The organism is Lactobacillus sp. 3B(2020) (genome assembly GCF_013487845.1).
Classification (GTDB): Bacteria; Bacillota; Bacilli; order Lactobacillales; family Lactobacillaceae; genus Limosilactobacillus; species Limosilactobacillus alvi.
In genome coordinates this window covers 1,667,465-1,693,187 of the sequence record NZ_CP047410.1, presented here as the reverse complement: position 1 = coordinate 1,693,187, position 25,723 = coordinate 1,667,465, and the positions used below count along the sequence as shown (strand labels likewise).

Genomic DNA, 25,723 nt, shown 5'->3' with positions numbered 1-25,723 from the left:
TAAATTTTAGCATTAAGAAAAAATTACCGGTATGATCAATATCGTTGCCACCCGAAGTGTATAATTCGGGTAGGAGGGATATGATGAACATTCAAGCAATGAAACTGTTTTTACAAGTAGTTGAGTGGGGGAGCTTTCAAAAAGTGGCGGATCAAAATTTTATCAGTCAACGGGCTGTTTCCCAGCAAATTAAGAAATTAGAAGAAGAATTAGGGGTGTTGCTCTTTATTCGTAAACATAATCATATTCAGCTGACGGCTGCTGGGGAATATTTTCGGCAACGTTGTGAGTTAATAATCGATATGATGGAAGATACTGTGGGAAGAGTTAAAAATTATAAAGCTGTGGCTACTCGACAAATAAAAGTTGGTTATTTTTCACCGTTTGATGCAGCGTTAATTCGTGAACGGTTGCTAGCGCTTCCTTCAGAAACAGCCTTCACAATGGTTGAGGAAGGGATTGAGCATTTGACTTCTGATGTTATCATGGAAAATTTAGATTGTGCCATGATTATGGATGACTACGGGTTTAAACGTAACTTTGAAGAACTTGGCCTTTCAACGGTTACTTTGTTCGAAGATACGATGGGATTTGGAATTGGAAAACGATTAGGGATAGCTCCAGAGGTAAGTCTAAATGACATTAAAAGTTTACCAGTGATTTACTACAGCCCTGAAAATTCTAACTATCTAAAAGAAGCCTTTTTAGCTAGCTTAAATCGAGAAATGCATACTTTTGATGTTCAACGGGTCAATTCGTACGAGCAAATGCAGATGCTGGTTAGTTTAGGAGAAGCAGTTGCTTTTTACCCTATTAAATTAGCTAAACATTTCTCTAATCCAACTGAGCCAATTCAATATGTGATTCCTAAAGATTATCGTTCACGCCGATTTACGTTCAAGCTTTGCTATCGGTCAAAAATCAATAATCCAACTTTAAAGCAATTAGTAAAATTAATCATTGAGAGTTAACCGCTTGAGAATTTCCCGGGAAATAACAATACTCACCCCGATCTTTATCGCGATGAGTATTGTTAAAACTTATTTTTCTGGTTTTAAAGTAACTGGTTGCCCATAGGCATATCCTTGCCGCAGGGGGATGGCAAGCTGGTTGGCCAATTCAACTTGGATTGGCGTTTCAATCTTCCCAACGACGATTTTGACGTTTTTAGCTTGGGCTTGCCGTTGCCACTGGGCTAAGGTGATATCAATCCAGTGGTTTTCGGATTTCTTAAAAGCATCAATTCGGAACTTCAAGAAATCTACTCCAGGTAAGAACCTTTGGAGCTTTTGGTACATTTCTTTTGAGGAATCAATGTTTTCAATGGTGACTTGAATTTGGTGGTGATCCAGCGTTTTTAAAAGACGCTGTAAATGTCGTTGTTGGTACCGGGGAGTGTTAAGGAGATCCTTGGCATCAATTTCTACAGTGAGTTGTTGTTGATTAATAATCCCTAAAACCTACTTGAAAAAGTAGGCGGCCCGAAAATCGGTTAGTTGACTGACGGTCATATTTAAAGCCAGAATCTCAAGGTTAGCGGTGATGGCCGGGTCGATCTGGTGGATTGTGTGGACCATTTTACTAAGGGGAAAGTTAACTACGTTTTGGGGAAGTTGCCACCGTTGCGTTTGCTGGTTATATTCTCGCAAAAGTAGTTCAAGCCCAATCTTTTTACCCGATACATTGTGGATGGATTGGCCAAAGTAGGCGTACTGATTGGTAAACTCCCGTTCTTGATCGATGCCGCGTTTGTTTTGGTACCGATAGTGGGCTTCCAGACAGATTAAAATACAGATGACCGTAAAGATTAACCAAACTAAAAAAAGAAAATGAGCTAAATCAGCCATTTAAACCAGACCTTCTTTCCGGACTAATCCATTTCCCGCTCCCGTGACCAAGGATGGTTTTTACGGCTTTACCGAAAGTAGTGATAATCGTCAGTGGATTAATCATCCAGGTAAAGAGAAGATAGAGCGGAGAAAAAATGAGGTATTTCAATTTAGCCCCGTTAAAGTCGAGCAGCAGGGCAGCAAAGACTTGGAAGAGGCCAGCAATTAGCTGGAAAGTGACGAAGATCATACTCATCACAATTCCATGCCAGACCCGTTCGTAGTTACCGGTGAAGGCAAAGTTAGTCATTAATAGCATGAAAATGATGGTCGTGATCCAAAAGAAGAAGGACCAGATGATTGACAGGGTCGTGTCGACAAACATCGGTAAGACAAAGCGGTATTGCCAAGGATGACCGAGGACCTTTTTGAAGTTGGTTAACCAGACTTCGGTTCCCCCTTGGGCCCAACGTGTCCGTTGACGATAAAGATCGCGGAAGGTTTCAGGGACGTTCATGTGGAAGACAATGTCTGGGGCAAACTTTGGCGTCACGTTCATAAAAGTGTGGTCCCAAGCAATACTAATGTCTTCAGTGGCCCGGTCCTGGCGAAAACCACCGGCCGTAATCAAAAAGCTCTTCCGATACATTGTGTTGGCGCCACTGTAAGCGTACATCGTGTTGTTAATGGCGGTTTGGCTACGTTTAATAATGCCAACGATACTAGAGAATTCAACGGTTTGGGATTTACCCCAGAGACTGGTTCGATTATAGACGTCCATATTGGCGGTAATGGCCGCGTAGTTAATTCCCTGTGGCTGGGTGAAGTACTGCATGTACTTGGTTAAGGCATCGGGTTCGGGAAGGGTATCGGCATCGTTACTGAGGATGTATTCTCCCTTGGCAAAGAAGGTCCCGATGTTAAAGGCGTGGGCCTTTCCTTGGTTATCTTCAATGCGGATTACGCGTAGTTTAGGAAATTGAGTTTGAAGGCGGGCTAGGATGGTTGGCGTTTGATCGGTACTACCGTCGTCCATCACTAAGACTTCGTAGTTGTGGTAATGTAACTTCGTTAATAAATAAGTTAGGGTATCTTCGATCACGACGGCTTCGTTATGGGCTGGAATCATGATCGTGATAAAGGGCTCTTTTTTTAAAGGAGGCAAGTTTTTTAATTCGTCTTTTTCCCGGAAAAGGGCATAGGAAACCGCCCCGAAGAACCAGAACATCGCCCCGAGCACTGGATAAAGGCAAAGAATCAAGTTGATGATCAATCGGGCCGTCACCCATGGAGAAGTGGCATGAAAGGTAGTATTCATAATATTAGCGACCATCTTACTCACCTCCCTTTGGCTGGTGGATAGCTTGATTGAGTTCATCCTTGGCCAGGTTTTGAGCGGCTTTGACCGTGTAGTTGTGGACATTATGACGGCTTTCAGCAGGGCCAAAGCGGCCGGCCATAAAGGTTTCTGCCATTTCTAAGTCGGCTTGTTCTTCACTAGTATCAAAAAGCGGCCACTTGTCGACGAGCCCGTTCGAACGTTGAGTTTGGACATAGGCCATCGTTAAGCAGAAGACGATCGTGATTCCCAAGGCAAAGAGAAGGAGAATTATGAGAAAATTTAATTCCTGGAAGCCCTCGGCATAGTACCAGAAGTAGTGGCCATGACGACCGTCAGTGATATAGGCCCAGTAGGTAAGGCCGGTGATAATAATTGGAATCGCTAGCAAGCTCCAAACCAAAAGCACCACTAAGCTTTGGCGGACCTTTAAAAGCCAGTGACCCCGTTCGTAGAATTGATCATGGTAATTATGCATGCGAACTGCTATATAAAATGTGAACAAATATAATCATGAATTAGATTTGATTATATTTGAGAAAGAATTATATAGTTTTCCTTTCTTAATTTTATTTACTACCGTCAACATTAGTATTCCCATATCCCAACAAGGGGGGTAATGACATTGACTAACTCTGATAGCTTTAGGGTGTAGCCCACCCATTAGTATTATTTATGCTAAAGCTAAAAGATTCTGAACCGCATTTTCATCACGATCCATGACTGCACCACACTCATAACAAATATATTCATTATGTTTGGTATGATGTAACTTGTTGCCATCAAGACCAACTTTATCTGTGCCAGTCTTGATAAAACCACATTGAGAACACCGTTGGGTGCTAGGATAGAATTGATCTGCCAATCGTAATTCTTTACCATACCATTGGCATTTATAAGTTAAAACCTGTCTGAAATAACCAAACAACGACCGTTGTAAACCTTTAGACGCAACATGGCTCATCTGCATTTGTTTCACCGCTAAATCTTCAATCACGACTTTGTCATAATCAGTAACTAGCTTAATGGTAAACTTTTGAATAATATCATGCTGAATGTTGGCAACACGCCGATAATCACGCTGTAACTTGGCTCTCGTCTTAGCATAATTATTCGATTGAGTTGCTTTCTTTCCATTGACAGTGCGCTTTCTAGCTAACTGACGTTGATAATGCATAATGCGTTTATAGAGCTTCTTTAAATGATCGGGTAGAGTATTAACTTTACCTTCGGTATAGTTAAAATGACCGACGTTAATATCAACCGCTGTTTTCTTACCAGTTTTACTTTTCTTGGCTATTTCAACTTCTAACGGTAAACTAGCCCAGTATTTACCATTTTCACGAAATACTGAAACAACTTTTAGATCACCCTTTAATGATTTTGCACCAACCATTTTAATGTCAGCCCAATCATTAACTCCGTGGGGTTTATCCAATCTCAATTTGCCATTAATAATTTTGGCACGATCAGTTTTAAAGCCCTGTCTAGGCGCTTTCTTAGATTTAAAACGAGGTTTACCCCAGTCTGGTTGAGCTTTATCAAAGAAATTCTTCCAAGCTTTACCCAAATCGGAAATTGCTAGTTGTAAGCACCGTGCTGAAAGCGCATATTGCCAGTCAGCCTTCTCTGCCACTAGAATATTACGTACTTTTCTTTCACTAGGACGCAATTTTTTGTTGTCCATAATTAGAGATTCATCATACATATCATTCCATAAAGCCAGCCCTTGGTTCCAACAATAGCGACGATAGTCGCATAGTTCATCGAGATGCTTTTTCATCATCTGATTTGGATATAGCCTTACCTTCTCCGTGCGTATCACTTGTTTCACCATCTTTCAAAGTCTTATCAGCTACTAGCTTACGTTTATATTTTCGCAAACCATATAGACGGTAAGAGAATACATGAATAATACTTACTAAATCATCTACTAATTCTTGATTAGGACTTGTATCTGGGTTGTTTATAACTACGATTAGTGTGCCGTGTTGTTGGCATAGCTGTTCAAACCAGTCATATCCGAAACGAACAAAACGATCCTTATAAGTAATGTAAATTGTCTTAATTTTGTCATCCATTACCTCTTGTAGTAATTGATTCCATTTCTTACGCTTGTAATTCAATCCACTACCAATATCAGTTATAACTTCATCAAGAATTACACCTTTGGCATTCACAAACTGACGAATAAAGGCAATTTGATCTTTTAAGTCGTCCTTTTGCCCGTAGGTAGAAACCCTAGCATAGGCTACTGTTTTGCGATCCTGTACATTTTCGGACATCCCAATATATTGCAAGTATTGTTCTTCTGTATAATATCTTCGATTGGTTGGTGTTCGATAAGCTTTTAGAATTCCTTTATTATCCCAACGTTGGAGAGTTAGTACTGTAACCCCCAATTTTTCAGCCATATCTTTTGGCTTTAATATTTTAGACATAATACTCGCCCCACATTCTTCTTTCTGCGAGTATTATATCACATTTGATTATAATTGACTATATTTAATCTAACTGTTATCTCCTCCCTTCAATAAATGGTAAAAATTTTCAGCTTTTCCATTATAGCAGTTGAAAGCGGATTAATTAGCTTTTTTGCGAGAAAGTAAAATAATTGATTCTTGATGATCATGATCTTTGCGATCAGGAACCATGTGGATTAAAGCCTAAAATATTAAGCTAACTTTATCGTTTTTTAGGTTTTAATGTGGTTGATGAACCCGTATAGATAATTGCTATTAATTTTCTGGGTGAAGAAAGTGGTTTAGCCACAGTTTTTAGCCATAAATTTTCAACTTTCTAATTAAATCGTGATATAATATCATCGAGTACATGAAGTATTCGTAATGAGGCTGGTGACTTTGCGACGTATTCTTATAGTAGACCATGCAGTAATTTGCTAGGGATGCGCTAAAAAGTACGTTGCAAGATGATCAGCTCCTTTTGAAGAATCACAGCACCGAGGGCTTTTCGGTGCACTTACATATAACAACGTAGAGGTTGGGAAAAAAGCTCCTTGACGGCCTGGTTGGGATAAGAAGAGCGAAGGTTGATTCATTAGAATCGACCTTTCGTTCGCACTTATCCACTAAGGCCGTGCTTTTTGACCTTAGTTACTGAGTAACATTCGGAGATGAAAGAAGAGAGGCTGGGAAAAAACTCCTAGTCCAAAGTAAAAACCGGATGATGAATTTCTTAAACAATTCATCATCCGGTTTTTATGTACACAGGAAGTTGCTCCTGATATGATGTAATTATCACGAAAACAAACAAAAAGGAGCGATTTCCATGTATCAAAATTATACCATAGGGCAAACCGAATTCGTACTAAACTATAACTATGATTTACCAAAGAACCATATTGCGCGACTAATTAGTGCATTTGTCGACTCAATTCCACAGGAGGTTCTATTGGAAGAGTCGGTGGCGGCTACTGGCCGCCCTGCATCGCATCCAGCAATTATGCTTAAGATCCTCTTGTTTGCCTACTCGCGTCAAACCTATTCTGGAAGAAAGATTGAAATGATGTTGGATGAGAGTCTACCAATGCGTTGGTTAGCCCATGACTATACTTATAGTTACCACACCATCAATAACTTTCGGAGCAGTCAGCACGCTAGTAATCTGATCAAGCGTGCTTTTGTCTACTTTACCATGGCTTTAACAGATCACGGCCTAATTCAAAATGATGCAGTTTTTATTGATGGAACCAAGGTCGAAGCTGATGCCAATAAATATTCATTTACTTGGCGTCGTGCAGTGGAAAAGTACCACGCTAAGTTAAGGGAAAAGACAAGTAAGATTTATGAGGAATTAGTGGAAAAACGAGTGGTGCAAGAAATGGCGCCAGAGCTGGTCACTTCTGCCGAAGGCATGAAAACAATGGAACAAGAACTCGGAGAGCAAATCACTAAATTAGATGAAGAGATTGAGCAAGAACCCAAAATCATCAAAGGTGGTTCAGTTAGGAAACGGCGTCGTCGTTTCCTAAAAAAACTTCGCCACCAGCTAAGCAACGACTTAATTCCTCGTGCCCAAAAGTATGAACATGCCGAAGATATCTTCCAAGGTCGCAATAGCTACTCCAAGACTGATCATGATGCGACTTTTATGTGTATGAAAGAAGATCCGATGATGAATCGGGAATTGAAACCTGGCTATAACTTACAAATTGCCACTCATAAGCAATTTGTTCTTGATTACGGATTATTTTCAAACCCAACTGATACAAGGACTTTAGTGCCATTTCTTAAGCAATTTCATGCCTTAGGCTTCTTTAAACATATCGTCGCTGATGCAGGTTATGGTAGTGAATACAATTACACAACGATTCTTGATCAGTTTGAAAAGCAACCTATTATTCCCTATACAACTTATCAAAAGGAACAGAAGCGCAAGTTTAAAAACGACCCAACTAACTCACAAAATTGGCAGTATAACGCCGAAGATGATTACTATATTGATCATTTAGGGGTTCGTTTTAGCTTTTATCGGTATAGTGAGCAAATCGATAAATATGGTTTCAAACGTGATTTTAAAATCTATCGGGCAGATAAGCACCAGCCGTCAGCGCAATTGGATAAATTAACGAAAACACCAGGTGGTCGGCAACGTTATATGAAGGTTAACCCGACCTGGAATTATTACAAAGCAAAAGTGAAAGCGACCCTCTCAAGTGACGAAGGTAAGGCGATTTATCGTCGACGGAAGTTCGACGTTGAGCCAGTCTTTGGTCACATGAAGAGGGATTTTGGCATACGCCGAACTCACTTGCGTGGTCAACGGGCTGTGGAAAATGACATTGGCCTGGCCCTGATGACATTAAACATAACGAAATTGGGACAATTAATTAACCGATGGAGGGCCAATTTCATAAATAATCGAAAATCCGGACTACAATTTTTGATCAAGGCAAAAATTATAGTCCGGATTTTAATGTTAGAGGGGCAAAAATTAATAGTTAATTCCCAGCCTCTCTCGTTTTATTACTTTTACTATTTTATGTGGTTTAACAAAAATAAGGAATGTTGATTTATCGGGCTTTCTAGCACCAATCAACATCCCTTAATAGTTTAAAAATGGAGATGAGGGGAGTCGAACCCCTGTCCGAGCATATCGCCATCCTAACCTCTACGCTCATAGATTAACTACTTAAGCATTTAACCTACCAAAACGCCGCTAATCAAGGCAAACATGCTAGGCGAGCTGGGAAAATCTCTTTTGCTAACCACCAGCTGAAGCTAACAACGTAGTCCACTAATTAATGAAACCCGAAACCGCATCATGGACGAACCCGGTCCGGATTTACGTCCGCTTACCGGTTAGGCAGCGAGGGCGTATGATTGTGAATTATTGTTTGCAGTTATAATTTAAAAACTGAGCGTTTTTAGAAGCGCCACCTTCAAACGCAATTAGAACTCGACCTATACCCGTCGAATCCAAAAAACATCCCCAAAATAGGTTACAAACACTATACCATATTCTTAAAGTTTCTTTCAACTTTGCGGATTTCAAAGAAAAATCATGAAAGCTCGGTATAATTAAATAAAATCATGCAACGGAGGCCAAAAAGATGAAAATTTTGATGGTTGAAGACAATCAATCAGTCTGTGAAATGATGGGAATGTTCTTCAAAAAAGAAAACTGGGAAGCTGAATTTGCTTACGATGGTGAAGCAGCTGTCACCATGTACGAAGAAGGTAAGGATGAGATTGACATTATCCTTTTGGATTTGAATTTACCAAAAAAGGATGGGATGCAAGTTGCGGCCGATATTCGCCGAATCTCACCAACCGTGCCAATTATCATGTTAACGGCGCGGGATTCCGAATCCGACCAGGTATTGGGACTTGAAATGGGGGCAGATGATTACGTCACTAAACCATTCTCCCCAATTACTTTAGTAGCGCGGATTAAGGCACTTTACCGGCGAACTCAATTAGGGCAAATTACTCAGCGGGCTTCTAAGGTGGCATCCGACTTTGATGTCGAAACACCGCACTTCAAAATGAATAGTAAGACCCGGGAAGCCTACTTAAATGGTAAGTTAATTAATGATTTGACGCCAAAGGAATTCGATCTTTTGAAAGCCTTAGCCTCCAAGCCTAAGCAAGTTTTCACGCGGGAACAATTGCTTCAGTTGGTTTGGAACTATGAGTTTTATGGAGATGAACGAACGGTTGATGCCCACATTAAAAAGCTTCGTCAAAAGATGGAAAAGGTTGGCCCCAAGGTAATCCAAACTGTTTGGGGGGTTGGTTATAAGTTTGATGATTCTAACATCGAGGGGTAAAGTATGCGATTAGTTTGGCGCCAAATGTTGGGGATTTTGGTAGTCATTGTGGTATTATGCACCACCTTAACGATTTCTTTTATTGGGGTAACTAATCGTACCCTATACTTAAATACCTGGCGGCAGCTGTCCCAAAATGCGGATAGTTTAATTAATGATGATGAAATAATTTTTAATAAAAAAACTGGACAGATTATTGGTATCGAAAAAAGCCAAATTGATTCCAAGTCACGGATGCTAACGCGACAACACGTAAAATTTGCAATTTACGATGGAAAACATAAACTACGTTATACTAACGAAAAGGAGTACACCCCCACTATTAATAATAGTGAGTGGCAAAAATTAAAGCAGGGTAAGGCAATTCAGAAACGAACCTCCATAACCTCGTTTCATAAATCGACAGCAAAAGCAAATCATTCCAAACAACCAGAGCCGCCAGAGATGACCATGGTCATTAAACCCTATTTCTATAAGGGTAAGTTGGTAGCTGCCGTCACGATTGGCTCTTTTACTTCAACCATGCGGCAAAATATGCATCAAATTGTCAATGATTTGCTGGTTTCCTTTTTATTTGCAGTTTTGATTGCCTTGATCATTTCCTTCTTTGTTTCCCGGTCGCTAACTCAACGAATTGATGCGATGAACCGGGCAACCCGGCAAGTGGCCAAAGGAGACTACAACGTTCACCTTGAAAATCATCAAAAGGATGAACTGGATGAATTGAGTCATAATTTCAACGTCATGGCGCGGTCCCTCCAAGAATCACAAGAAGAAATTAAAGATCAAGAAGAGCGTCGGCAACAACTCCTGGCCAATGCGGCTCACGAAATGAGGACACCATTGACGACGATTAATGGGATTCTCGAAGGATTAGCTTACGATGTGATTCCAGAAGACGAGCAAAAGCACAGTATCGAGTTAATGCAGCAAGATACCAAGCGTTTAATTCGGTTGGTTAATGATAATTTGAGTTACGAAAAGATTCGGACCAACCAAATTTCCTTGGATCGGAAGATGTTTGATGCCGGTGCGGTAATCACAAATCTCCGGGATCAATTAGCTAAGAAGGCCCAGGAAAAGGGAGACGAACTGATCGTGACGGCTCCACCTGAGCTTAGGGTTTATGCTGATTACGACCGATTTGTTCAAATCCTTTTTAATATCATTCAAAATGCGATCCAATTTACCGACCATGGGAAGATCACAATTAGCGGGGAGCGGGTGACGCATGGGACCCAATTTAGTGTCCAAGATACGGGGATTGGTATGACCGAAGAGCAAATCAAGCATATTTGGGAACGGTTCTACAAAGCTGATCGTTCCCGGATGAATACCCGTTATGGTGAATCGGGAATTGGGATGGCAATCGTTCATCAATTAGTAACGCTACATGGCGGTAAAATTAAGGTCACATCAAAGTTAAATAAGGGTTCAACCTTTACCGTTTTCTTCCCTAGTCAGCAATATGCGCCGCATGCCGGAACGAAAAAATCCCATGAAAATAAGCATGAAAGCGATAAATAATTTGCAATTAATCTTGACTTCCGTTAAAATGTTAAACGTTTTCTAAAAAAGCATTGATTGGCGACAACCGGTGCTTTTTCTGTGCAGTCTTGTGTAAACGGTTTCGATACACGAGCAATTTGCCAGGCTGAGAGTAAAAAGAGATTTAGAGAGATTTGATATAGGAGAATTATTTTATGGCTTATTTAATTGCGTTAATTCCGGCCCTTGGTTGGGGCTTTATGCCGATTATTACCGGAAAGATTGGAGGTTCCTCAGCTAACCAAATCTTTGGGATTGGGGCTGGAGCTTCAATTATTGGGATTTTAGCCTTCTTAGTAATGCATCCACACGTTTCGGCAACTGCTTTTATTTTTTCCCTCGTTTGTGGGGCCCTTTGGTCAACGGGACAAGTTGGTCAGTTTGAGTCTTTTAAACGGATGGGAGTTTCTAAAACAATCCCGTTATCCACGGTTTTCCAATTAGTTGGTAATTCTATCATTGGGGTGCTGTTTTTGGGGCAATGGTCTGGAAGTAAGGCCTTGATGATTGGTTTCGTTGCCTTATTGATTGTGGTAATTGGTGCATTGTTGACTTCCGTTAGCGATGAGGCCGAAGGTAGCCAAAAGGTAACCGTTGGAAACTTCCTATTTTTATTGGTTACAACGATCGGATACTGGGTCTACTCCACATTTCCAAACTTACCACAAGTTAAGCATGAGGATCCGGTTGGTGTTTTCCTACCAGAAATGCTTGGGATTTTGGTTGGCGCGGCTATTTACTCAACCTTCGCAACCAAAGGTGCCAGTTGGAAACAAGCGGAAAACTACAAGAATATCCTTGGTGGGCTCTCCTGGGGGATCGCTGCGTTTGCTTATATTTTTGCGGCTCGGTAACTGGGAAGTAATACGGCCTTTATTTTCACGCAGTTAAACGTGATTATCGCTACCTTCGGGGGGATCTTACTCCTTCACGAACACAAGAGTGCTAAAGAAATGAAGTTTACCGTTGGCGGAATTGCGCTGATTGTGATTGGCAGTATCTGCACAATTTTTGCCTAATTAAAAAATTAAAGCAAGGAAACGCGTTCTTTTAAGAATGAGCTTCCTTGCTTTTTTTAAATTTTTATTGTTATTATTTGCACAATACGATATGATGGTTTAGTCATTTTTTTAAATGACTAAACAAAAGATGTTGCATAACTTAAATGGGATGTAACGAAAACGGGAGGATTTTATGTATAACTTGTACTACTCTGGAACTAATTTGTTGGTCCTTGGAGCAGCACTGTTAGTAACTTGGGGAATTACGTTTTTAGTCACTAAGCGATCCAAAAAGGAACGTACGAAGCAATTAATTAATAACTGGCAATACGCTATTCTAGCAATTATACTTTACGTTTTTTACGCTTTTGCATGGTTTACAACTGATGCAAATGTTTTAGCTGGTAATTTAATTGTCTTGGTAACGATTGTTAATTTAATTGGGATCAAGAAACCGGCTGTTTTTGAAAAGCGGGTAAATGAATGGGCGGTAGGACTTTCATTTATCTTAGCTGGGTTAATGATTGTTTTTGATTACTCAAGTTGGATATACATTGAGTATATTATCATCGGGATTCTTTGGATTTACTTCAAAATTTTCTATAAAAAAGAAATTAAGTTTAAGTATGGATTTCGTGGCTTAATGCTGGCAATTACAATTGTTGCGGGAATTATCCTTTATCTGTTTGGAAACTATGTAAATATTAATACTGCTCATATTCGGACAAATGATTATTCCGTTAAGTTAGGCAAACGTAGTGCTGTTGTAAGTGGATATGCAACTCCAAACTCAAAAGTCCGTACCTACCTTAACGGGAGTGAAGAGACTCCAGCAGAACATGCAGATAGTGATGGCTATTTTGAGTTTACTGCACAGACGCCCGGCAAATGGGTTGTTAAAGTTACCAAAAACGGAAAAACCGATAGTGATTATACTTATGTGAAAAAATCAGCAGCTTGGAAAAAGCATCAGGCTAAAATTGAAGCGGATAGAGTAATTCGACATTTTGAGGAATACTATCAAGAAGCTACTGAAGCTATTGATAATATTGGGGTCGATGAGTATAATACTTGGTCAAACGAAAATGATTCAGGAGTTGGTGGCAGTATAGATAGTACATTGGAAAATGTCCAAGAGAAACACAAGAAAGATTTGAATACTGCAAAATTAGATTTAATTTTGTTACAAAGTGAACTAAAGGTTTTAGAAGATAGTGGCAGTTCAGACTATGAAACTTATCATCAGTATTATAAAGATTTAAAGAAATTTTATATTATTACTGTCAACCCTCCTGCTGGAGATATTGATAACTTTGGGAATGAGTATCAAGATGCTCGTCTTACAGTGTTAGATGATATAGATGAATTTTAAGGTTAAACGTAGCGAGGAAAAATTCAAGCTACTTTTTTCATCTTCAGCAAATTCTTTCTTACAAAAGTATACTGTGCCAAAATAGGTAAGACGTCAAAGAAGTTGGCTAGCCCACTTAAAGGACGGTTTTTATCGATACGTCAGCCGGAGTAAATTTGCTATAAGCAAAGTTCACTCCGGCTTTTGCTTTCTCTCAGAACCGTCTAGAAATTTCTTAGCGGCGCCGGAGCTGTAGACAAGGGGATGGCGGCTGGATGATCAAATTCGGGGGATACAGATACCAAGTAATTTGGTTCATACCACCGTTTCCAGACAAACGGTGACTTTTTAGGATTACTTGATGCTTCTTGAATTTTTTTGAAGTTGAAGGCCTGCAAAGTGGTTGCTATTGCCAAACAAAATAAAAAAATAAGAATTAATCAAGTACCGATAGAAGAATGTTGAGAACGCTTTCTAAAATAGTTGTGGATGTAGTTGCAGTGTGTGTAAGTAATAGGGGGGATTCAAATGGATTCAACTGCGACACCACAAAAGCACCGTTGGCGGTTAAAGATGCCCGGTGCCTTTACAATTTTATTCTTCTTGACGGTGATTGCGGTCATGCTGACGTGGGTAGTGCCAACCGGGAGTTACTCCAAGCTTCAGTATACTAATAATCATTTACAAGTAACGAAACCTTCTGGAGCGAAGGAAAGTTTACCGGCAACGCAAGCGACCTTGGATAAGTTGAACGTTAAGATCGACATCCAACAATTTAAGTCCGGGGCGATTTCAAAGCCGGTTTCGATTCCAAATACCTACCAACGGCTCAAGCAACACCCAGCTAGCATTTATAGTATTTTTACCAGTATGGTTAATGGGACCATGCAGGCTGTTGACATTATGATTTTTATCTTCGTGCTTGGGGGAACTTTGTGTGGAATTGAAGAAGAAGCGGTAGCCTTCTACCCAATCCTCGTTCCGGTCTTTCTTGCGATGGGGTATGACTCAATTGTCTGTGTTGGGGCGATCTTCCTGGCTAGTTCGATTGGGACGACCTTCTCAACGATTAACCCCTTCTCAGTCGTCATTGCTTCCAACGCCGCCGGAACGAACTTTACCCAAGGTTTGATCGGCCGGGGTATTGGTTTAGTAGTGGCCGGAATCTTTGTGATCCTTTACCTTCACTGGTATGCGCGGAAGATCCAAAAAGATCCGAGTTCCTCTTATACTTATGAAGATCATGAATCCTTTGATGCCATGTGGTCAATGGAGAGTGATGCTGTTTCACCAGACTTTGATTGGAAAAAGAAGGTTACTTTAACCCTCTTTGCGGTGGCCTTTCCGCTAATGATCTGGGGCGTCATGGCCAAGGGCTGGGGTTTTCCTAATATGGCTGCTTCCTTCTTGACGATTGCGATTATCATCATTTTCTTGAACTGCTTTGGTAAAAATGGCCTGGGTGAAAAACGAGTTGTTGACGCCTTTACTAATGGTTCAGCCAGCCTGGTTGGAGTTTCAATGATCATCGGACTTGCCCGGGGGATCAATTTGGTTTTGAACAACGGGTACATTTCCGATACCATCCTGTATGAATCGACGAAGTTAGTCCAACACATGAGCGGTTCAATGTTTATTATCATGATGATGCTGATCTTTTTCGTTCTTGGTTTCATTGTGCCATCTTCATCTGGTTTAGCGGTACTCGCCATGCCAATCATGGCTCCGCTGGCCGATACGGTGCAGATTCCTCGTTATGTCGTGGTTACTGCTTATCAATTTGGACAGTATGCAATGCTCTTCTTAGCTCCAACTGGGTTAGTTATGGCGACCCTGCAAATGCTTGATATGAAGTACTCCCACTGGCTTCGCTTTGTTTGGCCAGTGGTGGTCTTTGTCCTCGTCTTTGGGGGTGCCCTCTTGGTTGGTGAAGTATTAATGAATTAGCAATCAGCGAAATAGATGAAGTCACTAACCTGGGTTGGTTAGTGGCTTTTTGATTTTAAAAATGAGTGAAAACGATTATGGTTTAAAACAAAAAAGGTTGGGAGAAAAATTCCCAACCTTTTTTGACAGATAGTTTGATTAGGCATTTGGTTGTTCTTGAATTTGTCCGACAAATAATGCCCCACAAGCAATTACAATTCCGGCTAATAAAAGCATTCCTGGCATAGACTTGCCAATTAGCGGGAAGATTGCAAAACTAGCAACCGAGGCAATAATTTGAGGTAAACAAATACTACAGTTGAATAGTCCCAAATATGCTCCTTCGTGTTTACCAGCGAGGGCTGTTGTTAGCAAAGCAAATGGAATAGAATTCATAGAAATCCAGCCAATTCCAATTAGAGCAAAGGAGAAAATGAGTAGCATCTTATCATGGATAAAGAAGATAGATATGAAGCCAAGTCCACCTAAGATTAAGCCTAAACGATACATTACCTTACGTTGGAACGGTTTAGTTTTGGATAAGACCATCCCCCATAGAACTGCAGCAATGGATTGAACGGCTGAAAGTACACCAAACCAATTACCAGCAGCTTGATAGCCGGATGTAGATGGATCGGTTACATTCCATACATTTTTAGCTATGGCACCAGTACCATAAGTCCAGAGATATTGAAATGCAAACCAGCAAAACATTTGAACCAAAGAAATTTGCCAAAAAGCTTTTGGTGCTGTTTTCAGTAAAGTAGCAAAACTTAGCTTTTTTTGATTGGCAGTAACGTCAACCCCGTGGTATTTAGCATATTCCTGAGGATTATATTCATGCACTTTAACCAAAGTAAAAATACTAGTTAAAAGGAGTACAACTGCACCAAGGTAGAAGGTCCAAATAACTGAGTGAGGGAGAGAACCCTTTTTAGCTGTATTGGCAACACCCAAGAATGTCATAATAAAAGGCATTAAAGTTGCAAGAATTCCTCCTAAATTGGAGAAAATTTGTTGCCAAGACCATGCAAAGTCTTTTTGATCTTCGTTAACCATGTCACCAATAATCATTTTAAATGGTTGCATGCAGACGTTGGAAGAAAGATCCATGAATAGGACGGCAATCGCTCCAAACCACAATGCTGCCAATGAGCCATAGCCAAATCCAAATGAACCAGCATTAGGTAGGAGAATTAAGACTAGCGCTGCAATTGGTGCACCAACTAATAGATAAGGCATCCGCCGTCCAAAGCGATTCCAGGTTAAATCAGAATATTTACCGACAAGTGGTTGAACGATCATGCCCATCAATGGAGGTAAAATGAAGAAAAAGCCAAGTTTAGTTGGATCGGCACCAATTGTTTGGAAAATACGTCCCATTTGAGAACTTTGTAAAGAGAATGCCATGTTAACGCCAAAAAAACCAAAGGTCATGGCAAAAAGAGTGCTTAAGGGAAGGTTAGGTAACCCAGTAGTAGTTTTATTGTCTTTCATGTTGCTACTCCTTTGAACTAAATTGATATATCTTTGCTTCATACGGGCGGAGCGTCTCTCCTTGATCATCTTCGTAGTTGCTCAATAGTAGCGTACCTTGACCCGCAGCATATTTACGAACGATGGTTGCTTTAGTGAAATTAGTAATTACTAACAAAGTTGTGTTCCCATCGCTACGAGTGTATGCAAAGACTTGATCGTCAGATTCATTCCCGCTGACTAGAGCAAAGTTACCTTCTGTCATTACTGGCAGGTTATGACGAAGCTGAATTAATTTTTGGTAATAGTAGAAGATTGATGTTGGGTCAGCGAGAGCTGCTTTTGCATTAATTTTTGGGTAGTTGGGGTTGACACTTATCCAAGGAGTAACATCAGAGAAGCCAGCATTCTTACTATCATCCCATTGCATCGGTGTCCGGGCATTGTCACGGGAATGGGCAGCTAAATACTTAAGCATTGTTGAATCGTCAACCAAATGTTCTTCTTCAACTAATTGATGGTAAGCATTCAGGCTCTCCAAGTCACGGTAATCAGATAGAGAATTGAATTTTGAATTAGTCATTCCTAATTCTTCACCGGCATAAATATATGGAGTTCCTTGAAGACAATGTAGCATTGTGGCAAGCATCTTAGCTGAGACAACACGATATTTTGGATCGTCGTTACCAAAGCGAGAAACGACTCGCGGCTGGTCATGATTATTCCAATAAAGTGAGTTCCAAGCTTTACCACTAAGTTGAGTTTGCCATTTAACAAAATTATTTCTTAATGCAGATAGGCTAACCTTTTTATCACTCCATTTTCCCAAAGTAGGGTTAGGATTAGCATCTAAACCAACATGTTCAAATTCAAAGACCATGTTTAATTCTGATTGATTGAGGTTAGCATACTTTTTAGCATCTTCCGTTGAAGCATTTGGAGTTTCACCAACCGTTACTAAATCATGCTTAGCCATAACGGCTTGATGCATTTCTTGAAGAAATTCGTGCACTCGATGACCATTAGAAATAATTGGTTCAACGTTTGCATATTCACCACCAGCTGGGATTTCACCATCTTGGTAAACAGCTGGTTTGGAAATTAAATTGATAACATCCATTCGGAATCCATCAACCCCAAGATCGGCCCACCAATTCATGATGTTGTATACTGAATGACGAACTGATTGGTTTTCCCAGTTCAGGTCGGGTTGCTTGGTTGCGAATAAGTGGAGGTAGTATTGTCCACTTTTTTCATCAAATTGCCAAGCTGAACCTGAAAAGTAAGATCCCCAGTTGGTTGGCGCGTGTCCGTCCACTGGATCACGCCAAATATAGTAATCGCGATAAGGATTTTCTTTTCCTTGCCGACTTTGTTTAAACCATTCGTTTTCGTCCGAAGAGTGATTAACTACTAGATCCATCATAATCTTTAGTTTTCGGTGATGGGCAGCTGTCAGCAATTCTTTGAAATCGTCCAGAGAGCCAAATGTTGGATCGATTGCTCGATAGTCACTAATGTCATAGCCGTTATCAATGTTTGGTGAGCGATAAATTGGATTGAGCCAGATAATGTCAGCACCAAGTTTTTTTATATAGTCAAGACGGTTAATAATGCCTTTTAAATCACCAATACCATCATGATTACTGTCTTGAAAGCTCCGTGGATAAACTTGATATACGACGGCGTTTTGCCACCATAATTTAGGTTTGTATGCCATGAATCATCATTCCTTAAAAAATAAAATAAATACTACTCAAACGTTTGCGTAAATTGTAAAATAATAAAAACGGTATTCAGTAACCGCTTTCACGATGAATTATATAACAATGATATTAAAAGTCAATGCTTTTTTGAAAGGAGGACTCTGATGGGCACAATCAAAGACATTGCTAAATTGGCACAAGTCACGCCTTCAACAGTTTCTCGAGTTTTAAACCATAGTGGTGGTTATAGTGAGAAAACACGTCGTCGAATTGAGAAAATAGCACGTGAACTTCACTATCAAAAAAATGAGGCTGCCGTAAATCTAGTAGCCCAAACTTCAAATCTGATCGGAGTAATTGTTACCAATGCAACTACAAGTTTTGCAGCTCCAATTATTGATAGTATTGAAGATTGGTCTTATCAACATGGAAGTCGAATTTTGCTAGCTCATTGCGGATTGAGTGATTCAGATCGATTGAAAGCATGTTTGAATTTGATGGTTGGGCGGCAAGTAGCAGGAATAATATCGATTTCTGTGCAGTTTGATAAAGAAAATTTAAAACTGCTCGACCAGTTAAAATTACCACTTGTTTCATTAGGGGTTAATGTTCCAAAGAGACCAACAATTTCTATCAATAATTATCAAGCAACGTTAGCTGGTACGCAGTATCTAATTGATCATGGGTATCAGAAAATTGCTTTAGTAGCAGTTGATCCTAATGATTCACAGACTGGGCAACAACGGATTAAGGGTTATCAAACAGAAATGAAGAAGGCCGGGTTAAAGCCATTGGTCATTGCTGGTGATTATTCTTTTTCCGCCGGTAAGAAGGCATTTAATAAATTTCTATCAAGTTCAGATCTTCCTGAGGCTATATTTGCTGCTAGTGATGATGCTGCCGCAGGTGTCATTTATGTTGCTCAAGAGAATGGTATTAAAATTCCTGAGCAATTGGCAGTTTTAGGCTTCGATAATTCTCAAATTTCCGGTATGGTATACCCTGGAATCACGACAATTGATCAACCATTTAAAGAGATGGGTAAATTAGCAATTGAAGTTTTAAATAGTCAAGATAACAGCTCAGTTAATCTGCCGTATCGGATCAAAGAGCGAGGATCAGTACCGAAACGGTAGATGGATTTTATTGAATTGCTGTGCAAGGGAATTTTCTGGACTTTTTTGTTTTTGGGCATCTTACAAATTTCTTCTTACAAAAAGTACACCGTGCTAAAATAGATAGGATAATTAGACGATTAGAGGGGGTATTCGGGCATGATCTATCGGCAAGCGGATCAGCAGTTTGATCTCGTTTCAGATTACCAACCAACGGGTGATCAGCCAGAAGCAATTGAACAATTAACCAGGGGAATTAAAAAGGGTGAACATGCCCAAATTCTCTTGGGGGCAACGGGGACCGGGAAGACCTTTACCATCTCCAATGTGATTAAAAACGTCAATAAACCAACTTTGATTCTTTCCCATAACAAGACCCTTGCTGGGCAGCTATATGGGGAAATGAAGAAGTTTTTTCCCCACAATGCGGTGGAGTATTTTGTTTCTTATTATGATTACTACCAACCGGAAGCCTACGTACCATCAAGTGATACCTATATTGAAAAGGACGCTTCAATTAACGATGAAATTGACCAACTTCGGCACTCGGCAACTTCATCGTTGTTAGAACGTAACGATGTGATTGTTGTCGCTTCAGTTTCTAGTATCTTTGGATTAGGGTCCCCGGCGGAATATCAAAACCACGTGGTATCTTTGCGGGTAGGGCAAGAAATCTCCCGTGACCGCTTGTTGCGGGAATTAGTAACGATTCAATTTGACCGCAATGATATTGATTTCCAACGGGGCCGCTTCCGGGTGCGCGGTGATGTGGTTGAAGTTTTCCCTGCTTCTCGGGAAGAGAAGGCTTTGCGGATTGAGTTTTTTGGGGATGAGATCGACCGCATTCGGGAAGTCGATGCCTTAACCGGTGAAGTATTTGGTGACTTAGAACATGTTTCGATCTTCCCGGCGACCCACTTCTTAACCAGTGATGAGATCATGGACTTAGCCTTGCCAGAAATTGAAGCCGACATGAATAAGCAGGTTGAAAAATTTACCAAAGAAGGTAAGCTCCTTGAAGCTGAACGGATTAAGCAACGGACAACCTATGATATTGAAATGATGCGAGAAATGGGTTACACCAACGGAATTGAAAATTATTCCCGGTATATGGATCGCCGGAAGCCAGGTGAACCACCGTACACCTTGCTTGATTTCTTTCCGAAGGATTTCTTATTAATCGTCGATGAATCGCACCAAACGATGCCCCAAGTCCGGGGGATGTACAACGGGGACCGGGCCCGGAAGCAACAATTGATTGACTACGGTTTCCGGCTTCCTTCGGCTTTAGATAACCGGCCACTGAAGTTAGCCGAGTTTGAAAAGCATGTTAACCAAGTAATTTATATGTCAGCCACGCCCGGACCATACGAAGAGGCCCAGACGGACCACGTTGTCCAACAAATTATTCGGCCAACCGGCTTGCTTGATCCAACAATTGAAGTCCGGCCAATCATGGGTCAAATTGATGATTTGGTAGGGGAGATTAACAAGCGGATCGAAAAACACGAACGGGTCCTTATCACTACCTTAACCAAGAAGATGTCAGAAGACTTATCCGACTACCTCAAAGACCTGGGTTTGAAGGTGAAGTATCTCCACTCTGATATCAAGACTTTAGAACGGACGCAGATTATTCGGGATCTGCGGCTCGGGAAATTTGACGTCCTGGTTGGGATCAACCTTTTACGGGAAGGGTTGGATATTCCAGAAGTTTCCTTAGTGGCGATTCTGGATGCCGACAAAGAAGGATTCTTGCGGAATGAGCGGTCCTTGATCCAAACGATTGGGCGGGCGGCCCGGAACGCAAATGGGGCGGTTATTATGTACGCTGACACGGTAACCGAATCAATGCAAAAGGCGATTGATGAAACTAAACGGCGGCGGAAAATCCAGGAAGCTTATAACAAGAAACATGGCATTACACCGAAGACGATTATTAAACCAATTCAAGAAGTGATCTCAGCGGTTAAGAAGGTTGAAGATGATGAAACAGATCAATCCGCTGAATTTACGGCCGACGACTTTGCCAAGTTAAAGGTTAGTGAACAAAAGCAGATGTTAGCCGAATTAACCGATCAGATGCGGTCGGCTGCTAAGCGCCTGGACTTTGAACAAGCGGCCACACTCCGGGATACGATCATGGAACTAACGGCGCAACAAAAAGGAAAGGGGAATAAAACTCGTGGCAAGTAATGAAAAGATCGTCATTAAGGGCGCCCGCGCTCACAACTTAAAAAACATTGACGTAACGATTCCCAAAAATAAGCTGGTGGTAATTACCGGTCTTTCAGGATCGGGGAAAAGTTCCTTGGCCTTTGATACGCTTTATGCGGAAGGCCAGCGTCGCTACGTGGAAAGCCTATCTGCCTATGCCCGCCAATTTTTAGGGCAAATGGATAAACCAGATGTTGATTCGATTGAAGGCTTATCACCAGCAATTTCCATTGACCAGAAAACCACTTCTCATAACCCGCGGTCAACCGTGGGGACGGTGACTGAAATTAACGATTTTCTCCGGCTGCTCTGGGCCCGGGTGGGAACCCCAATTTGTCCGAATGACCACATTCCAATTTCTAGTCAATCGCCAGAACAAATGGTTAACCGAGTCTTAGAACTACCCGAACGAACGAAGTTACAAATTCTTGCTCCAGTGGTCCGGGATAAAAAAGGAACCCAAAAGAAGACCTTTGACCAAATTAAAAAAGATGGTTTTGTCCGGGTTCAAGTTGATGGTGAGATTTATGATGTTGAGGAATTACCAGAACTTGATAAGAATAAGAAGCACCAGGTAAACGTTGTCGTTGACCGGATTGTGATCAAAGCCGGCGTCCGTTCACGGCTCTTTGATTCTTTTGAAGCGGCCCTTCGCCTTAGCAGTGGTTACGCGATTGCGGATGTAATTGGTGGGGATCCGCTCTTTTTCTCTGAACAATACGCTTGCCCAATTTGTGGTTTTACGGTTGGTGAACTTGAACCCCGGCTCTTCTCTTTCAATGCTCCAATTGGTGCTTGCCCAGCTTGTGAAGGGCTAGGTTCCAAATTAGAAGTCGATGAAGATCTCGTTATTCCAGATCGGGGAAAGACGCTCAACCAAGGGGCCTTAGAACCTTGGAATCCAATTTCTTCCAAGTACTATCCAGAAATGTTAGCTCAATTCTGCCAATCGGCTGGGATTGACATGGATACCCAATTTAAGAAGTTACCAAAGAAGCAACAGACCCAGCTACTTTACGGGAATGGTGATAAGTTATTCCACTTCCATTACGAAAACGATTTTGGTGGGGTCCGGGATGTGGATGTTCCTTTTGAAGGCGTCATTAACAACGTTAGTCGCCGTTACCGGGAAACTAATTCGGATTTTACCCGGGAACAAATGCGGAAGTACATGGCAGAATTACCATGTCCGGTTTGCCATGGGTACCGGTTAAATGACCGGGCTTTAGCGGTGAAGATTAACGATCAAAATATTGGGGAAGTTAGTGAACTACCAATCAGCAAGGAATTAACCTTCTTTAAGGGCCTTGATTTAAGCGAAGCGAAGGTAGAGATTGCCCGGCCTATTTTAAAGGAAATCATTGACCGCCTTACGTTCATGCAAAATGTCGGGGTTGATTATTTAACCCTTAGTCGAGCAGCGCGGACCCTCTCTGGTGGGGAAGCCCAGCGGATTCGGTTAGCGACCCAAATCGGTTCCAATCTTTCTGGGGTGATGTACGTCTTGGATGAACCATCAATTGGACTCCATCAACGGGATAATGACCGTTTGATTGCTTCCTTAAAGAAGATGCGTGACCTGGGGAATACCCTAATTGTTGTTGAACACGATGAAGATACGATGTTAGCAGCGGATTACATTGTCGACATTGGTCCCGGCGCTGGAGAAAAGGGTGGTCAAGTAATGGCCGCCGGGACCCCCAAGCAAATTATGCGGTCGCGGAAGTCCTTAACCGGGCAATTCTTATCCGGTAAGCAACAAATCGAAGTCCCTGCAACTCGGCGGCCTGGTAATGGAAAATTCATTACCTTAACTGGGGCGAGTGAAAATAACTTGAAGAATCTGACGGTCAAGTTCCCGCTAGGTGACTTTATTTGCGTGACCGGGGTTTCGGGCTCTGGGAAGTCAACCTTGGTTAACCAAATTTTGAAGCGGATTTTAGCGCAAAAGCTCAATCATAATTCAGAAAAGCCCGGGAAATACAAGTCAATCGCGGGACTAGAAAATATTGAAAAGATCATTGATATTGACCAGTCGCCAATTGGCCGGACCCCACGGAGTAACCCAGCAACCTACACTGGGGTTTTTGATGACATCCGTGACCTCTTTGCCCAAACTAATGCTGCTAAGGTCCGGGGTTACAGTAAGGGCCGCTTCAGTTTCAATGTTAAGGGGGGCCGCTGTGAAGCCTGTCATGGGGATGGAATTATCAAGATCGAGATGAACTTCTTACCTGACGTTTATGTACCATGTGAAGTTTGTCATGGGACCCGGTATAACTCCGAAACCCTAGAAGTCGAATACAAGGGAAAGAATATCGCGCAAATTCTTGATATGACGGTAAGTGAAGCCCTTGACTTCTTTAGCGCGATTCCAAAGATTCGTCGTAAGCTGCAAACAATTGAAGATGTTGGCCTTGGTTACGTTCGTCTTGGTCAACCAGCGACAACCCTTTCTGGTGGGGAAGCTCAACGGATGAAGTTGGCCAGTGAATTACACCGCCAATCGCATGGCAAGAGTTTCTACATTTTGGATGAACCAACGACCGGTCTTCACATGGCGGATATTCGGCGCTTATTAGCAGTCCTCCAACGGTTAGTTAATGCTGGCAATACCGTCTTGGTCATCGAACACGATCTTGACGTGGTGAAGTCTGCTGACTATCTTATTGACCTTGGTCCCGAAGGGGGCGAAGCCGGTGGTCAAATTGTTGCCACGGGGACTCCTGAAGAAGTTGCCCAAGTTGCTGAATCTTATACCGGTCAATACCTCAAGAAGATGTTGGAACGGGATAAGGAACGGGCAGAAGCAAAGTAGTAGCCAAACGCTTGGTTGCCCTATTTGATCTGTCAAAAATAAGTTGGCTAGTTTGCACAAACGTTCCTTAAATAAGAGCGGTTTTAACAAATTGGAAAGCAAGGATAGTTAAGGGAAAATTTAAAGGAAGATACAAATGAAAACAGTTGCGCTCGGGGGAAGTAAAATTCAAGCTTCCCAAATTGCTTTAGGGATTATGCGAATGGGCAATTTAGCCCAAGCGAAGTGTGATCAAGCTTTAGAAGCTGCTCTTGAAAATGAGATTAACTTTTTTGATTCAGCGGATATCTATGGGCGGGATCCAGAAATCGGCCGTGGGTCTTCGGAAGTCCATTTTGGTCAAGCTTTAAAGGATGTTGGGGTTGATCGAGAAAAAATCTTGATTCAATCTAAGGGAGGAATTTTTGCCGATGAAAATGATCATTTAACTCGCTACGAAGCTAGTAAGGAACATCTTTTAGCCTCAGTTGATGGGATTTTAAAGCGGCTTGGAATTGACTACTTAGATTTCTTCTTAATTCATCGGTTGGATGCTTTAGTAGATCCCGAAGCCGTGGCGGAAGCCTTTGATCAACTCAAGCAAAGTGGTAAGGTCCGTCACTTTGGTGTTTCAAACTGTCATCCTGGTCAAATTGAACTTTTGCAAGCAGCAAGTCATGAACCACTCTTAGTGGATCAACTCCAATTTGGTCTTGGCCATACCCAAATGATTGACGAAGGATTGAACGTTAATCGAGCTGAGGCTGACCACACCAACGGTTTGATGGAATACTTGCGCCTTCACCACATGACCTTACAAACTTGGTCCCCCTTCCAATACGGTACCTTTGCCGGAACCTTCATTGATCATCCGGACTTTCCTGAATTAAATCAGGAATTGGCAAAGTTAGCCGCTAAGTATCAAGTTTCGAAAAATGCGATTGCGCTTGCTTGGATTTTGCGCCATCCGGTAATGCCACAAGTCTTAATTGGCACGATGAACCCTAGCCATCTTCGCGATAGTGTAGCCGGTAGCGAAGTCACATTAACTCGTCAAGAATGGTATGATTTGTACTTGGCAGCTGGTCACGAATTACCTTAATTTGACAAAAATAATGAAAAGACA

General features: G+C 41.5%; 18 protein-coding genes, 1 other RNA gene and 1 pseudogene. 11 read left to right on the top strand and 9 right to left on the bottom strand.

Annotated features, from left to right (window positions below):
• The first annotated feature begins 83 nt into the window (after positions 1-83).
• Entirely contained in the window at positions 84-971 is an 888-nt protein-coding gene (locus GTO83_RS08550) for a LysR family transcriptional regulator (protein WP_180870421.1), read from the top strand.
• Between the two features lie 69 nt (positions 972-1,040).
• Here GTO83_RS08550 and GTO83_RS11000 read toward each other — a convergent pair whose 3' ends face one another.
• From GTO83_RS11000 to GTO83_RS08525, 6 genes are all read right to left on the bottom strand, one after another.
• Entirely contained in the window at positions 1,041-1,448 is a 408-nt protein-coding gene (locus GTO83_RS11000; protein WP_255463202.1) for an EAL domain-containing protein, read from the bottom strand.
• Between the two features lie 12 nt (positions 1,449-1,460).
• Complete coding sequence (locus GTO83_RS10995; RefSeq protein WP_255463117.1) at positions 1,461-1,847, bottom strand: hypothetical protein; 387 nt, start codon at positions 1,845-1,847, stop codon at positions 1,461-1,463.
• The gene (locus GTO83_RS08540; RefSeq protein ID WP_180870419.1) at positions 1,840-3,162 is read right to left on the bottom strand and encodes a glycosyltransferase; all 1,323 of its coding nucleotides are present in this window, start codon (positions 3,160-3,162) and stop codon (positions 1,840-1,842) included. Before GTO83_RS08540 ends, GTO83_RS10995 begins: the two co-directional genes overlap by 8 nt.
• Before the next feature lies 1 nt (position 3,163).
• Positions 3,164-3,646, bottom strand: a complete 483-nt coding sequence (locus tag GTO83_RS08535; RefSeq protein WP_180870417.1) for an ABC transporter permease — start codon at positions 3,644-3,646, stop codon at positions 3,164-3,166.
• 195 nt (positions 3,647-3,841) lie between these two features.
• Positions 3,842-5,005, bottom strand: coding sequence for an RNA-guided endonuclease TnpB family protein (locus GTO83_RS08530; protein ID WP_180870415.1), 1,164 nt, complete (start codon positions 5,003-5,005; stop codon positions 3,842-3,844).
• Positions 4,932-5,609, bottom strand: coding sequence for an IS607 family transposase (locus GTO83_RS08525; RefSeq protein ID WP_180870414.1), 678 nt, complete (start codon positions 5,607-5,609; stop codon positions 4,932-4,934). Before GTO83_RS08525 ends, GTO83_RS08530 begins: the two co-directional genes overlap by 74 nt.
• Positions 5,610-6,456: 847 nt before the next feature.
• Here GTO83_RS08525 and GTO83_RS08520 point away from each other — a divergent pair.
• Positions 6,457-8,199, top strand: a complete 1,743-nt coding sequence (locus GTO83_RS08520) for an IS1182 family transposase (RefSeq protein ID WP_180870412.1) — start codon at positions 6,457-6,459, stop codon at positions 8,197-8,199.
• Positions 8,200-8,244: 45 nt separating this feature from the next.
• On the opposite strand, the gene ssrA is transcribed toward GTO83_RS08520, so the two are convergent.
• Positions 8,245-8,621: a transfer-messenger RNA gene (ssrA, locus tag GTO83_RS08515) on the bottom strand.
• A 119-nt stretch (positions 8,622-8,740) separates the two neighbouring features.
• Between ssrA and GTO83_RS08510 the strand changes: the two genes are divergently transcribed.
• The 5 genes and pseudogenes from GTO83_RS08510 (at position 8,741) to GTO83_RS08490 (ending at position 15,307) form a co-directional block, all read left to right on the top strand.
• Positions 8,741-9,460: a response regulator transcription factor gene (locus GTO83_RS08510; protein ID WP_180870411.1), complete on the top strand. Its 720-nt coding sequence runs from the start codon at positions 8,741-8,743 to the stop codon at positions 9,458-9,460.
• A gap of 3 nt (positions 9,461-9,463) precedes the next feature.
• Positions 9,464-10,987, top strand: coding sequence for a HAMP domain-containing sensor histidine kinase (locus GTO83_RS08505; RefSeq protein ID WP_180870409.1), 1,524 nt, complete (start codon positions 9,464-9,466; stop codon positions 10,985-10,987).
• Between the two features lie 176 nt (positions 10,988-11,163).
• A pseudogene (locus GTO83_RS08500) lies at positions 11,164-12,027 on the top strand (GRP family sugar transporter).
• A 175-nt stretch (positions 12,028-12,202) separates the two neighbouring features.
• On the top strand, positions 12,203-13,381 hold the full coding sequence (locus tag GTO83_RS08495) for a hypothetical protein (protein ID WP_180870407.1): 1,179 nt from the start codon (positions 12,203-12,205) through the stop codon (positions 13,379-13,381).
• A 507-nt stretch (positions 13,382-13,888) separates the two neighbouring features.
• Positions 13,889-15,307 carry a YfcC family protein gene (locus GTO83_RS08490; RefSeq protein WP_180870406.1) on the top strand — a complete coding sequence of 473 codons (1,419 nt, stop codon included), beginning with the start codon at positions 13,889-13,891 and terminating at the stop codon, positions 15,305-15,307.
• 138 nt (positions 15,308-15,445) lie between these two features.
• On the opposite strand, the gene GTO83_RS08485 is transcribed toward GTO83_RS08490, so the two are convergent.
• Both GTO83_RS08485 and GTO83_RS08480 read right to left on the bottom strand, forming a co-directional pair.
• A complete protein-coding gene (locus GTO83_RS08485) occupies positions 15,446-16,783 on the bottom strand; it encodes an SLC45 family MFS transporter (RefSeq protein WP_180870404.1) in 1,338 nt (445 codons plus the stop codon).
• 4 nt (positions 16,784-16,787) lie between these two features.
• Positions 16,788-18,482 (bottom strand): alpha-glucosidase, encoded by a 1,695-nt coding sequence (locus GTO83_RS08480; protein WP_180870402.1) that lies wholly within the window; start codon positions 18,480-18,482, stop codon positions 16,788-16,790.
• A 150-nt stretch (positions 18,483-18,632) separates the two neighbouring features.
• Here GTO83_RS08480 and GTO83_RS08475 point away from each other — a divergent pair, with 150 nt between their 5' ends.
• From GTO83_RS08475 to GTO83_RS08460, 4 genes are all read left to right on the top strand, one after another.
• On the top strand, positions 18,633-19,604 hold the full coding sequence (locus GTO83_RS08475) for a LacI family DNA-binding transcriptional regulator (protein ID WP_180870400.1): 972 nt from the start codon (positions 18,633-18,635) through the stop codon (positions 19,602-19,604).
• Positions 19,605-19,742: 138 nt separating this feature from the next.
• The gene (gene uvrB, locus GTO83_RS08470; RefSeq protein WP_180870398.1) at positions 19,743-21,779 is read left to right on the top strand and encodes an excinuclease ABC subunit UvrB; all 2,037 of its coding nucleotides are present in this window, start codon (positions 19,743-19,745) and stop codon (positions 21,777-21,779) included.
• On the top strand, positions 21,769-24,618 hold the full coding sequence (gene uvrA, locus GTO83_RS08465) for an excinuclease ABC subunit UvrA (protein WP_180870396.1): 2,850 nt from the start codon (positions 21,769-21,771) through the stop codon (positions 24,616-24,618). The genes uvrB and uvrA overlap by 11 nt, the downstream gene beginning before the upstream one ends.
• Before the next feature lie 136 nt (positions 24,619-24,754).
• Positions 24,755-25,699 carry an aldo/keto reductase family oxidoreductase gene (locus GTO83_RS08460; protein ID WP_180870394.1) on the top strand — a complete coding sequence of 315 codons (945 nt, stop codon included), beginning with the start codon at positions 24,755-24,757 and terminating at the stop codon, positions 25,697-25,699.
• Positions 25,700-25,723: the final 24 nt, after the last annotated feature.

Bases quoted from the DNA above. Each gene is read 5' to 3' on its own strand.
- uvrB (WP_180870398.1), top strand. From the start codon at position 19,743: ATGATCTATCGGCAAGCGGATCAGCAGTTTGATCTCGTTTCAGATTAC.
- GTO83_RS08485 (WP_180870404.1), bottom strand. From the start codon at position 16,783: ATGAAAGACAATAAAACTACTACTGGGTTACCTAACCTTCCCTTAAGC.
- GTO83_RS08460 (WP_180870394.1), top strand. From the start codon at position 24,755: ATGAAAACAGTTGCGCTCGGGGGAAGTAAAATTCAAGCTTCCCAAATT.
- GTO83_RS08495 (WP_180870407.1), top strand. From the start codon at position 12,203: ATGTATAACTTGTACTACTCTGGAACTAATTTGTTGGTCCTTGGAGCA.
- GTO83_RS08530 (WP_180870415.1), bottom strand. From the start codon at position 5,005: ATGGTGAAACAAGTGATACGCACGGAGAAGGTAAGGCTATATCCAAAT.
- GTO83_RS10995 (WP_255463117.1), bottom strand. From the start codon at position 1,847: ATGGCTGATTTAGCTCATTTTCTTTTTTTAGTTTGGTTAATCTTTACG.
- GTO83_RS08490 (WP_180870406.1), top strand. From the start codon at position 13,889: ATGGATTCAACTGCGACACCACAAAAGCACCGTTGGCGGTTAAAGATG.
- GTO83_RS08535 (WP_180870417.1), bottom strand. From the start codon at position 3,646: ATGCATAATTACCATGATCAATTCTACGAACGGGGTCACTGGCTTTTA.
- GTO83_RS08520 (WP_180870412.1), top strand. From the start codon at position 6,457: ATGTATCAAAATTATACCATAGGGCAAACCGAATTCGTACTAAACTAT.
- GTO83_RS08540 (WP_180870419.1), bottom strand. From the start codon at position 3,162: ATGGTCGCTAATATTATGAATACTACCTTTCATGCCACTTCTCCATGG.
- GTO83_RS08505 (WP_180870409.1), top strand. From the start codon at position 9,464: ATGCGATTAGTTTGGCGCCAAATGTTGGGGATTTTGGTAGTCATTGTG.
- GTO83_RS08475 (WP_180870400.1), top strand. From the start codon at position 18,633: ATGGGCACAATCAAAGACATTGCTAAATTGGCACAAGTCACGCCTTCA.
- GTO83_RS08525 (WP_180870414.1), bottom strand. From the start codon at position 5,609: ATGTCTAAAATATTAAAGCCAAAAGATATGGCTGAAAAATTGGGGGTT.
- GTO83_RS08480 (WP_180870402.1), bottom strand. From the start codon at position 18,482: ATGGCATACAAACCTAAATTATGGTGGCAAAACGCCGTCGTATATCAA.
- GTO83_RS08550 (WP_180870421.1), top strand. From the start codon at position 84: ATGAACATTCAAGCAATGAAACTGTTTTTACAAGTAGTTGAGTGGGGG.
- GTO83_RS08510 (WP_180870411.1), top strand. From the start codon at position 8,741: ATGAAAATTTTGATGGTTGAAGACAATCAATCAGTCTGTGAAATGATG.